This window comes from Bacillus sp. FSL R5-0397, assembly GCF_038593395.1.
Classification (GTDB): Bacteria; Bacillota; Bacilli; order Bacillales; family Bacillaceae; genus Bacillus; species Bacillus altitudinis.
This window is the reverse complement of record NZ_CP151992.1, coordinates 1,145,215-1,159,015: the sequence shown is the minus strand read 5'-3', so window position 1 is coordinate 1,159,015 and position 13,801 is coordinate 1,145,215. Positions and strand designations below refer to the sequence as shown.

13 protein-coding genes and 1 other annotated feature are annotated in these 13,801 nt (G+C 39.1%); of the genes, 2 read left to right on the top strand and 11 right to left on the bottom strand.

The window, feature by feature from the left end:
* Positions 1 to 139: 139 nt before the first annotated feature.
* From NSQ70_RS05740 to mecA, 3 genes are all read right to left on the bottom strand, one after another.
* Positions 140 to 1,300, bottom strand: a complete 1,161-nt coding sequence (locus tag NSQ70_RS05740) for a competence protein CoiA family protein (RefSeq protein WP_342502504.1) — start codon at positions 1,298 to 1,300, stop codon at positions 140 to 142.
* Positions 1,301 to 1,462: 162 nt separating this feature from the next.
* A complete protein-coding gene (gene cls, locus NSQ70_RS05735; protein ID WP_024720122.1) occupies positions 1,463 to 2,983 on the bottom strand; it encodes a cardiolipin synthase in 1,521 nt (506 codons plus the stop codon).
* A gap of 85 nt (positions 2,984 to 3,068) precedes the next feature.
* The gene (mecA, locus tag NSQ70_RS05730; protein WP_008348474.1) at positions 3,069 to 3,734 is read right to left on the bottom strand and encodes an adaptor protein MecA; all 666 of its coding nucleotides are present in this window, start codon (positions 3,732 to 3,734) and stop codon (positions 3,069 to 3,071) included.
* A 264-nt stretch (positions 3,735 to 3,998) separates the two neighbouring features.
* Between mecA and NSQ70_RS05725 the strand changes: the two genes are divergently transcribed.
* Positions 3,999 to 4,664 carry a TerC family protein gene (locus NSQ70_RS05725; RefSeq protein WP_007499010.1) on the top strand — a complete coding sequence of 222 codons (666 nt, stop codon included), beginning with the start codon at positions 3,999 to 4,001 and terminating at the stop codon, positions 4,662 to 4,664.
* Between the two features lie 40 nt (positions 4,665 to 4,704).
* Here the strand turns inward: NSQ70_RS05725 and spxA are convergent, their stop codons facing one another.
* The 8 genes from spxA to NSQ70_RS05685 form a co-directional block, all read right to left on the bottom strand.
* A complete protein-coding gene (gene spxA / locus NSQ70_RS05720; protein WP_003211421.1) occupies positions 4,705 to 5,100 on the bottom strand; it encodes a transcriptional regulator SpxA in 396 nt (131 codons plus the stop codon).
* Positions 5,101 to 5,293: 193 nt separating this feature from the next.
* A complete protein-coding gene (locus tag NSQ70_RS05715; RefSeq protein ID WP_024720065.1) occupies positions 5,294 to 5,872 on the bottom strand; it encodes a GNAT family N-acetyltransferase in 579 nt (192 codons plus the stop codon).
* A 137-nt stretch (positions 5,873 to 6,009) separates the two neighbouring features.
* The gene (locus tag NSQ70_RS05710) at positions 6,010 to 6,297 is read right to left on the bottom strand and encodes a hypothetical protein (RefSeq protein ID WP_178930034.1); all 288 of its coding nucleotides are present in this window, start codon (positions 6,295 to 6,297) and stop codon (positions 6,010 to 6,012) included.
* Between the two features lie 105 nt (positions 6,298 to 6,402).
* Positions 6,403 to 7,320 (bottom strand): ATP-binding cassette domain-containing protein, encoded by a 918-nt coding sequence (locus NSQ70_RS05705; RefSeq protein WP_024720064.1) that lies wholly within the window; start codon positions 7,318 to 7,320, stop codon positions 6,403 to 6,405.
* Position 7,321: 1 nt separating this feature from the next.
* Positions 7,322 to 8,410, bottom strand: coding sequence for an ABC transporter ATP-binding protein (locus NSQ70_RS05700; RefSeq protein ID WP_089374143.1), 1,089 nt, complete (start codon positions 8,408 to 8,410; stop codon positions 7,322 to 7,324).
* Between the two features lie 3 nt (positions 8,411 to 8,413).
* Positions 8,414 to 9,331, bottom strand: coding sequence for an ABC transporter permease (locus NSQ70_RS05695; protein WP_017360167.1), 918 nt, complete (start codon positions 9,329 to 9,331; stop codon positions 8,414 to 8,416).
* A gap of 3 nt (positions 9,332 to 9,334) precedes the next feature.
* Positions 9,335 to 10,279, bottom strand: a complete 945-nt coding sequence (locus NSQ70_RS05690; protein ID WP_007499022.1) for an ABC transporter permease — start codon at positions 10,277 to 10,279, stop codon at positions 9,335 to 9,337.
* Positions 10,280 to 10,395: 116 nt separating this feature from the next.
* Positions 10,396 to 12,033 carry a peptide ABC transporter substrate-binding protein gene (locus tag NSQ70_RS05685; RefSeq protein ID WP_007499024.1) on the bottom strand — a complete coding sequence of 546 codons (1,638 nt, stop codon included), beginning with the start codon at positions 12,031 to 12,033 and terminating at the stop codon, positions 10,396 to 10,398.
* Positions 12,034 to 12,515: 482 nt separating this feature from the next.
* Positions 12,516 to 12,734: a binding site (T-box leader), on the top strand.
* A 53-nt stretch (positions 12,735 to 12,787) separates the two neighbouring features.
* Between NSQ70_RS05685 and trpS the strand changes: the two genes are divergently transcribed.
* Positions 12,788 to 13,783 (top strand): tryptophan--tRNA ligase, encoded by a 996-nt coding sequence (gene trpS / locus NSQ70_RS05680; RefSeq protein ID WP_008348488.1) that lies wholly within the window; start codon positions 12,788 to 12,790, stop codon positions 13,781 to 13,783.
* Positions 13,784 to 13,801 lie beyond the last annotated feature (18 nt).

Below are 13,801 nucleotides of genomic sequence, written 5' to 3'. Positions count from 1 at the left end.
TTTGTTTTGAACTATATTTGTCAAATCATATGCAGAAATAAATACCAAACAAACTAAAAAAATGAGAAAAAAGCGTTTCTTTCTATTCAATAGCAGCACCACCTTTTTCTTATCATGATCAAAGTGGGCATGAAACATGCTAATGAAATAAGAAAGCATCTCGTTTTATCGCTTCATCTGCTGTTTGTATAGGCTTTTGATTCGACGTTACTTGATAATTACCCTCTTTCGTCATGTATAAAAACCCTAGATTCACAAGCGCCCGTACATATGAAATGATCACCCCTTTGATTTCTTCTATTGTGACATTGGTATATCGGAGCTTCACTTCTTTATTCTGGACACATCGCTCAATTTCTTTTAAAAGAAGATGAATGGTCACTTGTTCTTTTCCCTTTCTAACCATCCAATCATAAAGACATCCTTGCCACACATAAACAGGGCTTGAAAAGATATATGCTTCTGTCAGGGGGATAAATAATTCTGTCGGTAGAAATGGCCATGCTGTTTGATGATGCTCATAAAAAATGGTTCTTAAACGCTTGCTTTCATTTGCTAAAATGCGGGGTGGCCGCTCCCTAAATTGCCGAATACACTTGAGCCACTCTTTATACAATTGATGATTGCTCGAGGAAACAGATAAGAGTGCTGGTAGTTGGCGATAAGCTGAAGGCGGTCTAACGGTCATTGAGGCACATATTTTCGTTGGCTGAAACACGAGAAGTTGATCCAGGTGGATGAATCTATTTTGGATCGGACAATAAAAAATGAGTCTCCTATTCTTTGACTGCCTTAAAATTCCCCAATGAATGGAGGAGAATGAAAAGAGCTGGCCAGCCATTCGTTTTAAACGATTCGCCCCTATGATCCATATAGGATAGAGCCCAGCAGCACGGAGACCTTCCGTTCGTTTATGCAGCTCTTTCCAGGAAATATTTGCACATTGAAATTCGATGGCATAGCTTTTATTTTCTATAGCAACGGTCACATCAGGGCGCTGCTGAATGTTTGAAACATATTTCTCTAGTAACGGCTCATATCCAAGCTGCGTGAGCCAATCCTTAAGAGCCATTTTCCCTGCCTGATGATAAGCTGTTTCACCGGTGGACCCTAATGGACATGCCGAGAGCTGTTTATGTGCAAAATGATGGACACGATGCTCACCTAGCTTTAATAGAACCTCCTGCCTACATTCAGGACAGTAAAATTTGCACGTAGCTCTTACATGCTCTAGCCGCCTTTTAGTCAGATGTTGTGTGATGCGAACCAGCTTGCCATTCTCCATGATCGCTGCATTCATATATTTCGCCCCTTGCTCTTTGATGACCGTATTATAGCTTTTTCTCTCACAAGAAAGCGAATATCGAAAATGAACTTTTACCGTGTCAAAACACGATTTCAACCTGCTTACCCTTAGTAAAATCAAAAATCCCCCTTTTAGAAAAGGGGGAAAATACAATTTTTATAAAAGTGGTGATAATAATCTTGCCGTTGATTCAAACAGCCTCACCCTCAAAGGTCTCTTCGCAAATTCTTCTGGAACAATTTCATGCGACTGCTCTAAATCACCTAAGAAATCGTTGACCAGCTTCTCTGTGCTTTTTGTTTTATAGAGGAAAGCATTCACTTCAAAGTTCAGATGAAAACTTCTCATATCCATATTTGCTGTACCAATTGATGCTAGCTCACTATCCACAATGATAAACTTGCTATGCATAAAGCCTTGATCATATTCGTATACCTTCGCACCTGCTTCTAAAAGTTCGGGGAAGTATGAACGGGACGCATGAAATACGATGCGTTTATCTGGATTTTTCGGCGCAATGATTCGCACATCGACTCCGCTCAATGCAGCAATTTTCAGTGCGGACAAAATATCATCATCAGGTACAAAATATGGTGAAGCAATCCAAATTGATTTTTTGGCGGAGATAATCATGGAGAAAAAAAGATTTTTAATGACTTCCCACTGTTTATCAGGACCACCCGCAATCATTTGTACGCCTTCTGCTCGACTCTCCATATGGCTGAAATCTTTAAAATAATCCACACCCGAGCATCTTTCATTGGTCATGTAATACCAATCCTGCATAAAAATCTGCTGCAAATCACGAACGGCCTCACCTTTAATCATCAGGTGTGTATCACGCCAAAATCCATATTGTCTGCTTCTACCCATATATTCGTCCCCAATGTTAAGTCCTCCGACAAATCCTACTTCTCCATCAATCACCACGATTTTCCGGTGATTTCGGAAATTGATTTTATTATTTAATAAGGGCAGTCTCACTGGTAAAAACGGAACGATCTGCACGCCAGCCTTTTCTAAGTCAGCAATATATTGACGGGAGAGTTTTAGGCTGCCTACATCATCATATAAAAAGCGGACAATCACACCATTTTTTGCTTTCTCGATTAAAATGTCCTTTAATTCTTGTCCCAGATCATCATGACGGAGAATATAATATTCTAGGTGAATGTGATGTGTTGCTTTTTTGATCTCTTCAAAAATATGAGAGAACGTTTCTTCTCCATTGGTCAGAACTTTAGAGGATGTGCGATACGTAATAGGGGTATGTCCAAGTCTGTGGGCCAGCTTAAATAAGAGCTGCTGATGGTCACCCATATGAGTCATTTTTTCAATTGCTTCTCTGTGGATACGTTCATCTTCCTGGACAAGCTGTTCATCCAGTACCGCTTTCTTTTCAAAAAGTCTGCGCTTTTTAATATTGCGTCCAAAGAAAATATAAAACAAAAACCCGAAAAGCGGAAAGCTCCCAAGCAGCACAAGCCACGTAATCGTTTGAGAGGGATTTCTGTTTTCTAAGAAAATGACAAACCCGATGAAGATAATCGATAAAGTGAATAGAACACTGACGGAACTTAATACACTTACCGCTAGATCACCGGCAAAAATTTGGATAATCAAATAAGCACCTATCGTAATGATAAGAAAAAATAGAACTTTGACTACATTTCTCATTTCATTTTCTCCTTGCCGATCACTTTATTTACTTTTTCATTCAGATAAAAAAGTCGATTCCTCTATAGAAATCGACTTTTGGTTGTTACGAGAAGTGCTGTTGAATCGTTTCAAGCGCATTCTCTTTGACAATCAGCTGACCGTATTCTTGCAGTCTGTAGATGCTGACCACTGATTCATGAGCATATTCAAGCAGAATACTAAGCTTATTCTCCACCTGCTCATCTGACAAATCCTCGTGGAAGTCAACATATAGATAATAACGGTTTTCAAACGAATATAAACTTGTCGTAAAATCCTGCATATTTAATTGAGAAAGTGCAATCAAATCTTCAAAGTCATCCATTTTCAATACGAACTGAAGTTGAAGTTTTTTGTCCTTCTCATTATGATCTTCTTGATCTTGCTCTTCTTTATGAAAATCATCAAGCAGAGCATCTAAACTTTCTTCATCTGTTTGATCTTTTTTATCTTCTGGAATCGGCAATTCGAGCTTTTGTCCATCTTTAGAAAGTTGGGCTTTTGTCACGACAATTTCAAGACCTTTATCAAGTGCCTGTACTTGAATCCAAAGTGGTCCCTCTACTGCAAATTCTTCTTCTTCGTGCACTTCGTCCATCACTTCCCAGAACAGCTCTTCACTGCGCTCACGATTATACCAAATCTCTTCACGGTCAAAACCGCGATCTTCAATATCACCGTAGGAAATATAAAATTTGACTGTATGTTCATTTATTCTTTCGATTTCCATTTTGCCAACCTTCCCTTCTATATAAGATGTTGAAGGGACATACAAGCTCCCAATTAATAGTACTTTACTACACTTTACCCGTTCCGTCTACATGTTAACCATTTAAAGAAATGAGGTATTGCTGTGTACTGTCTATTTTATGATAAAACATGAATAAAAGAAATAAAAACGCATTTTTTGCAGAGAAAACTTGCAGAAACATATATTTGAATTGTCCTCATATATTGGTTGTACGAGCTATTTTAGTGAAATGAGGTGAACTGGATGGAAACAGAGTGGATCGTATCCTTACTGATGATTATTGGCATAGACCTCATATTAGGCGGAGATAATGCATTAATCATTGCGATGGCCAGTCGAAGCTTATCAAATGAAAAACGAAACAAAGCCATATGGATCGGCACACTTTTGGCAGTGCTGATGAGAATCACCATGACTGGTGCTGCCGTTTATTTATTGACCATCCCCTATTTGCAATTTATCGGCGGTCTCTTTCTCCTTTATATAGGATACAATTTGTTAATTGAACAAAAGAAAGAATCCATTCGGATTAAAAGCAGCGGCTCCCTTTGGCGTGCTGTTCAGACCATCGTGATTGCAGATCTTTTTATGTCACTTGATAATGTGATCGCTGTTGCAGGGGCAGCTAAGGGGAACATGGTGCTCACTGCCTTTGGCTTAATGATTTCAGTTCCGATTATTATTTGGGGGAGTAAGCTGATTCATGCAGCACTAACCAAGTTTCCGATTCTTTTATACGGAGGGAGTGCCCTTTTAGCTTTTACTGGCGGAGAAATGATTGTCCGTGATGTAAAACTGAATGAATTTATGGCGCAGCATACAACACTTGAATTGTTGCTTCCTTTTTTAACCGTCGCAACCGTTATTTTAGCCAGTCTCTTTTACGAACAAACGGCTGAAAATAAATAAAAAAAGCTGCCAAATGATCGGCAGCTTTTCGTGTTGTCTATTAGTTAGCAAGTCGCTGAGCTTCTCGAAGTTGGAATGTACGAACCGTTCTAGGAAGGAAACGTCTAATTTCATCTTCGTTGTACCCAACTTGCAGTCTTTTTTCATCCAAAATAATTGGACGTCTTAGAAGACCAGGGTGCTCATTGATTAGTTTATACAATTGTTGAAGCGGCATTGTCTCAACATTTACATTTAGTTTTTGGAATACTTTAGAACGTGTTGAGATAATTTCATCTGTACCATCTTCCGTCATACGAAGAATCTCTTTGATTTCATCGATTGAAAGAGGCTCAGAAAAGATATTTCTCTCTTGGTATGGAATATTGTGCTCTTCTAACCACGCTCTTGCTTTTCTACATGATGTACAGCTTGGTGATGTGTATAATGTTACCATAAATCTTCACTCCTCAATTTGTAGAATGAATATTGATCTGTATTCTTAAATTAAAATTGTTCTAAATAAGTAATCTTTATAGTGATTATACTATAAAAAAGTAAGTGTGAACAGATTTTCTTGCAATTTTTGTGACAAAAACTAGACAATTTCATTCTTTTTGTGCAGATGTTTGAAGTCTGAACATTCTCATTTAGTCGAGATGATCGAAAATATTTTTTTGTTTTCTATTTTCAACGAGCTTCAGCACATCATCAACATCCTCATACGATTGTCCATACCATTCTTCGTCTTTATACGTATGGATTCTTTCGTACGTCTTTCTCATGGCCTCCATCATTTCTTCCTCATTATCTGTACGAGGCGACCAATAAAGAATTTCCATGCGGTTCACTTCATTCGTTGCAAGTGACCTGCGTTTATAACCAATTGATTCAGCATGCTTGAAGTGCTCTCTCTGATAAAACTTTAGGCGTTTTGCAGTATCTGCATCATCTTCATCTACAGGCTCGACCTCAAGCAAGATCGGTTTTCTTTTTTCCTTCAGCTTATGAATGAGCTTTGAGCCGAGGCCTTCACCTCTTGCATCCTTGGAAACAAATAAATAATCAATAAAGATGAAAGAATCAAATTCAGCGTACATCATCACATGATGAGGCCCTTCTTCTTTATGATAAATATCACTTCTTTCCTTTAATAAAGCTTCCATATGCTCTTTTGACTTCATTTCTTCTATCGGGAAGTATTCACTGAGCTTTTCATACCAATTCATGGATCCGCTCCTTATGATGTAGTTAAGAACCACTTCCTTATCTATTCCCGATTTCCTGCTATTTAAACGCCTGTACTAGTAAGACGCAGCAATGCCATTGGTGGTTTCACTTTTTTTCAAGAGAAAGCAAAAAAGTTTTATATCGAACGATTCATGAGCATTTGAAAGCAAGTAAACAAAAGAAGTGTCATGGCGATCTGAAACATGATGAAATAAAGGTACTTCATACGCCGGACTTCTTCCTTCTGTTTATTCGTGCGCCGATACACAGCAAATTCAACCGAAAACGAAATGATGCAAATGAGCACTAAAAATGCGATCATCCACTTTCCTCCGTTTGGTTCCGATAAAAAAGATATTGAAAAAAGCATCGTGACGATAAAAAAGTGAAGACATGAATAGCGAAACGTCTTCCATAACAACATTTGATTTCCTCCTGGTTTACTCACTTTACATAAAAATTACCATCAACTTGTTTTTTTGTAAAATAAAAAAAGAAGCACTGATATCGCAGTGCTTCTTCTCTATTCTTATTGTTTTGCTTTGATCTCTTTGAATTCTTCCTCAGTACAGCTGACAAAGTGACCTGGCTTCACTTCACGAAATTCCGTATTTGTTCCTTTATGAACAGATGGATCGTATTTAATCCGTTTGCGGTTACGCTCATAATCAGGATCTGGAAGCGGAATCGCAGATAGTAATGATTTTGTGTATGGATGAAGCGGGTTTTCATATAATTCATTCGCTGGTGCCAGCTCAACCAATTTCCCAAAATACATCACACCGATACGATCGCTGATATATTTCACCATGGAAAGGTCATGGGCAATGAATAAATACGTTAAGCCCTTTTCTTCTTGCAGTTCTTTCATTAAGTTGACGACCTGCGCTTGGATCGACACATCTAGTGCAGAGATTGGCTCATCGGCAATGATGAAATCCGGCTCAACAGCTAACGCACGAGCAATCCCAATACGCTGCCTTTGACCACCTGAAAATTCATGTGGGTATCTATTCGCGTGCTCTTTATTCAAACCAACCGTTTCAAGCAATTGATATACACGGTCTTTACGTGCTTGCTTTGTTTTCGCAAGGCCATGAATGTCAATCCCTTCTGCAATGATATCAAGAACTGTCATTCTAGGGTTAAGTGAAGCATATGGGTCTTGGAAAATCATCTGCATTTGACGGTTAAATTCAAGCATTTTTTGTCTTGATTTCTTTCCGTGAACGCTTTCCCCCTTATAGAGAACTTCGCCATCTGTCGCATCATAAAGTCTTATGATTGAACGGCCAGTTGTCGACTTTCCACATCCAGATTCACCTACAAGTCCAAGTGTTTCACCTTTATAAATATCAAATGAGACACCATCAACTGCTTTTACAGTCCCTCTTGCTGTATGGAAATGCTGCTTTAAATTTTTAATTTCTAACAGTTTTTCTGCCATGCTATTCACCCTCTTTTACTAATACAGGTTTTTCGTAGCTACCTTCTAGTTCACGCATTCTCGCCTTTACGGAAGCAGGCGGTTCAACTTTAGGGGCATTCGGATGAAGTAGCCATGATTTCACATAATGCGTATCTGATACTTTGAACATTGGTGGTTCTTGTTCAAAGTCAATTTTCATTGCATAATCGCTCCGGAGTGCAAATGCATCTCCTTTCGGCGGGTTTGTTAAATCTGGTGGTGTTCCTGGAATCGCCGTTAGTTTCCCTTCAGCTCCTCCATCAGTGTCTAGGCTTGGCATAGATGCTAAAAGTCCCCATGTATATGGATGTTTCGGATTGTAGAAAATTTCATCAACAGTCCCTGTCTCCACAATCTGTCCAGCATACATAACGGCTACACGATCAGCAACATTGGCCACAACACCTAGATCATGGGTAATAAAGATAATAGATGTTTCGACTTTTTGCTGAATTTCTTTCATTAATTCTAAGATTTGTGCCTGAATGGTTACATCAAGTGCAGTCGTTGGCTCATCAGCAATCAATAGCTTTGGATCGGCTGCAAGTGCCATCGCGATGACAACCCTTTGTCTCATCCCGCCACTAAATTCATGCGGATATTGTTTGATTCTTTTTTCAGGCATTGGAATCCCAACAAGCTCTAAAAGTTCAATGGCTCTTTTTTCAGCCGCTTCTTTTGAGATTTGTTCATGCTTGAAAAGTACTTCTGTAATTTGTTTCCCGACCTTCATGGTTGGGTTCAAAGAAGTCATCGGATCTTGGAAGATCATCGAAATGTCTTTTCCTCGAATGGTTTGCATTTGCTTTTCCGTTTTCTTGACAATATCCTGCCCATCAAATAAAATCTCTCCGCGCTTGAAATAACCTGGCGGCATCGGGATTAATCTCATGATGGCCTGTGATGTTACACTTTTTCCAGAACCAGATTCACCTACAATAGCAAGTGTCTCGCCTTTATTTAAGTGGAAGTTCACACCGCGAATGGCTTGAACCTCTCCACCATATGTTTTAAATGAGATTGCAAGGTCTTTCACCTCTAGAATACGTTCACGTTCCATCCTAATCACTCCTTATTTACGCAACTTCGGATCTAAAGCGTCTCTTAGTCCGTCTCCAACCACGTTAAAACCAAACATTGTAATACAGATAAATGCGGCTGGGAACCATAATCTCCATGGATAATACGTCATGGCCGGAATTCCATCAGAAGCCATTGTTCCCCAGCTAGCTAATGGAGCCGGTACACCAAGCCCTAGATAGCTTAAGAATGCTTCTGTGAAAATAGCAGAAGGAATCGTTAATGTCATTGTGACAAGAATGGGTCCCATTGAGTTTGGAATCAAGTGTTTAAATAAAAGTCTAGATGTTTTTGCACCTAATGTTTGTGCTGCAAGAACGTATTCTTGGCTCTTTAATTGTAAAACTTGTCCCCTAACGATACGTGCCATGTTAATCCAGCCTACGACTGTCATAGCAAGGATAATCGTTAATAATCCTTTTGGCAGAACCACCATCATTAAAATAACCATTAATAGTGTTGGAATTGCCCATAAAACGTCTGCGATACGCATCATGACTTCATCTGTACGGCCGCCTTTGAATGCAGCAATACTTCCCCAGATGATTCCGATGATCACGTCAAGAACTGCTGCAGCAAGACCGATGAAGATCGAAATTCTTGCCCCTACCCATGTACGAACAAACATGTCTCGGCCTAGATCATCTGTACCAAACCAATGCTCTTTTGATGGCGGCTGATCTGCATTAAGCAAATCTGTCGTTGAATAATCATATTTCGAGAACACTGGAACGAAAATGGCCAGAATCACAATAATGAAAATGATTGCAAGTCCAACCATTGCAAGTTTATTTGCACGGAAGCGAAGCATGGCATCCTTCCATAAAGATAGACTAGGTTTAGAAATTTTTTCAGATTCTGCTGCGTCAGCTGTCGCAGGCACAAATAAATCTTTTCTCATCTCTTCCATGTGTTAGACCCCTTTCTTCGCCTTCGTCAGTTTAATTCTAGGATCAATAATACCGTAGAGGACGTCAACAACTAGAATACTGACTAATAGAATAATACTGTAGAAGACTGTGACACCCATGATGACGGTGTAATCACGGTTTGTAATGCTTGTAACAAAGTGAGAGCCAAGACCAGGAATACCAAAAATCTTCTCCACGACAAAACTACCTGTTAACACTGAAGCAGCCATTGGTCCCATGTATGTGATAACAGGTAACAATGCGTTTCGAATGGCGTGTTTGATCGTCACAGCTGATTTTGTTAATCCTTTTGCTCTAGCCGTTCTAATGTAGTCACTATTTAATACTTCAAGCATACTTGACCGTGCAAGTCTAGCGATAAATGCCATTGGCATGAAGGAAAGTGCAATAGAAGGTAGTACGGTGCTTGCCCAAGACTCCCATCCTGCAACTGGGAAGATCGCTAAAAAGCTTGCCTCAGATGCAAATACATATTGTAATAGCGCCGCTAAGATGAAACTTGGAACTGAGATTCCAAAGATCGTTAAAATGGCAATCGTATAGTCTTGCCACTTGTTATGATAGAGCGCTGCAAGGACCCCAAACAATACACCAAATGCTAATGCGAGGAGAATTGCCTCAATTCCGAGGGTAAAGGAAACGGGGAATCCAGAACTGATTAAATCATTAACAGTTTGTCCTTTATATTTAAATGAGGGACCAAAATCTAATTTTGCAACTGACCCTAGGTAGCTCACGTATTGAACAAATAAGGGTTTGTCCAACCCGTAGTGCTCGTTTAGGTTTGCTTCAATTTCAGCAGGAAGTTTCTTCTCTCCAGAGAATGGACCACCAGGTGCTGCCTGCATGAGAAAGAAAGTTGCAGTTACAATAACAAACAGTGTGATTAAAATATATATTAATCGCTTACCGATATATTTAAGCAACGGAATTGCACCTCCATGATTTTACAACAATTTCTCTAATCAGCAAGAAAGGTATATGGAGAGACATCCTCCATATACCTTAAGATCCTTGCCGTAGATCTCTTACACTATAACTCTTACTTTTCGAAATGTGCCCATTTGTATTGAACATCACCAAGTCCAGATACAACCACACCTTTAAGTTTTGGATCTTGTACCCAAAGTTGAGTGTAGAAGTAAATAGGCGCTACAGGCATATCGTCGATGATGATTTTTTCTGCTTTTTTCAGCATTTCTTCACGCTTTGTTTTGTCTGTTTCTTTTGCAGAATCATTCAATAATTGTTTGTACTCTTTGCTTTCCCATCCAGTGTCATTGTTTCCACCGTCTTTATCTTTGTAAAGCTCAAGGAAGTTCACTGGATCGTTGAAGTCACCTAACCAGCCCATACGTCCGATTTGGTAGTCTCCACTGTGGATTTTATCGATGTATACGTTCCACTCAGAGTTATCAAGTTCAACGTTCACACCTAAATCTTTTTTCCACATTTCTTGAATTGCTTGTGCAATCTTTTGGTGGCCTTCATCTGTGTTGTAAGACAATTTCAATGTTGGAAGATCAGAAACTGACTTATAACCTAATTCTTTCGCACCTTTTTCAAGAAGTTCTTTAGCAGTCGCTACATCATGATCTTTGAAGTAACCAGTTTTGTTATCCGTGAATCCTTCCATTGTTGGAGGAACGATTGCCATCGCTGGAACTTGTTCACCTTGCGTAATTTTGTCAACGATTGCTTGACGGTTGATTGAGTAAGCAAGGGCTTTACGGATGTTCGCATTGTTTAAAGGTTTTACTTTTGTATTGAATTTGTAGTTATAGATACCAGCGATCGTTTGAATTTCAAGACCGCCTTCTTTTTTCAACGTTTTTAAAGACTCAGTTGGAAGGCTTCCAGTTGGAGAACCAGCCCAGTCAAGTTCGCCTTTTTTGAACATACTAAGTTCAGTGTTTGTATCTTTGATCATAGACATGTTAATCTTTTTCAATTTCACAGTGTCTTTATCCCAGTATTCATTGTTCTTTTCAAGTGTGATAGAACCGCCGTGTTTCCATTTAGAAAGAACGAATGGTCCATTAGATACGTAGTTTTCACCAGCATTTGTGTACCAGTTTTTATTCTTTTCAGCCACTTTTTTGTTGACTGGCATATACGTATAGAATGCAGTTAGTTCAGTAAAGAACGGTGTTGGGTTCTCTAGCTCAACTACAAGCGTTTTGTCGTCTTTTGCTTTAATGCCAACATCAGAAACTTTTGCTTCCCCTTTGTTAGCAGCTTCAGCACCTTTAATATAATAAAGCTGGTAAGCATATTGAGATTCATTTTTAGGATCTAATGCCCATTTCCAAGCATATTCGAAGTCTTGTGCTGTGACAGGGTCACCATTAGACCATTTTGCATCACGAAGTGTGAATGTGTAAGTTTTACCATCATCACTTGTTTTGATATCAGAAGCCATTGCGTTTTCTGGCTTACCTTCAGCGTTAATTCTTGTTAATCCCTCAAAAGTCTGACGGATGACACTTCCTGAAGTTGAATCATTTGCCAATCCCGGATGTAGAGAAAAAGGCTCAGTGGAGATATTCACATTTAATGTTGTTTTAGCCTCTCCAGAACTGCTCGTGCTGTCGCCTGATTTGTTTCCGCTGAAACCACAAGCGCTTAATACAAGTGTGAAAATAAGCATTAAAGTAACAACAGACCAACGCTTTTTCAACTGTATTCCCCCTTATAATATGTTTTTAGTTCAAAGGTCTCGATAGAAGATGAGATTCAGATTTAAGAAATAGCGTAAAAAAGTCCCTGAATAGCTTACTTTCTATTTCTTTTGTTTTTTCTGAATTTTCACTATGTAAAGAGCCTAGCACAAACGTGTGAACAAATTCATTATAATGAATAGAATAATTTATTGCAATATCAATTTCACATATTTTTAAAAAACGTAAATGGGGATAAAGATTGATTTTTATAAACTAAAGTCTCAATCACTTCAACAAATTAAAGCGTAAATTGATTAAAATAATTTGACAAATTCAGCAGGAATAATGTTTTATACATATAATTAATCATCCTTTTTTAAAAAATTCTGACAGATAGTTACTATTTTATCTAAAATTTTAAGTGTCAAACGACATGATGAGAAGGTCACAAATAGGCTTCGTGACTTTTTCATGGTCATCCTTTATAATAGATAGACATACTGTTGCGATGAAAAAGAAGAGTACATATATTCACCATTTACAGAGAGTCTGCGGTCGGTGCAAGCAGATAATGGCATGTATGGAATGGGCTTTGGAGCAGCTAACCGAACACTTGACAGAGTCAGTAGGCTTAGACGGAGCAGTCTCCGATATCAACGTCTTGAGTGATTTCGTATTGAAATAACAAGGGTGGTACCACGGTTCATTCGTCCCTTTTCTGTTGAAAAGTGATGGGTGGGCCTTTTTATATTGAAGAAAAGAGGTTTTAGTATGACAAAAAAGACGATTTTCTCAGGCATACAGCCTAGCGGTTCTGTGACATTGGGGAACTACATTGGAGCGATGAAACAATTTGTCGATCTTCAGCATGATTACAACGGCTACTTTTGTGTGGTCGATCAGCATGCCATCACGGTCAGTCAGGATCGTTTAGCCCTTCGACAAAATATTAGAAGCTTAGCCGCTCTTTATTTGGCAGTGGGACTTGATCCTGAGAAGGCAACGTTGTTTATCCAATCAGAGGTACCTGCCCACGCCCAGGCAGGATGGATGCTGCAATGTGTCGCTTATATTGGGGAATTAGAAAGAATGACTCAATTTAAGGACAAATCTGCTGGTAAGGAAGCAGTCGTTTCAGGACTATTAACGTATCCGCCATTAATGGCTGGCGATATTTTGTTATACGGTACGGACTTAGTTCCTGTAGGAGAAGATCAAAAGCAGCATCTTGAATTAACGAGAACGCTTGCTGAACGCTTTAACCGAAAGTATAACGACATCTTTACTGTACCTGAAGTCAAAATTCCAAAAGAAGGCGCTCGGATTATGTCTTTAACAGACCCAACGAAAAAGATGAGCAAATCTGATCCGAACCAAAAATCTTTCATTACCTTATTAGATGAGCCAAAACAGCTTGAAAAGAAAATCAAAAGTGCTGTGACTGATTCAGAAGGCATCGTCAAATATGACAAAGAAAACAAACCTGGAATTGCCAACTTGCTGACGATTTATTCTGTATTAGGGAACGTATCGATTGCAGAGCTTGAACAAAAATACGAAGGCAAAGGTTATGGTGAATTTAAGGGAGATCTTGCGAACGTGGTCGTGGATGCGTTAAAACCGATTCAAGATCGCTATTATGAACTCATTGAGTCAGATGAGCTTGATCGCATTTTAGATGAGGGTGCTGAAAAGGCAAACCGTGCGGCAAACAAAATGCTGAAAAAAATGGAGAATGCAATGGGTCTTGGCCGGAAACGCAAATAAAACAAGCTTGCAGCATAT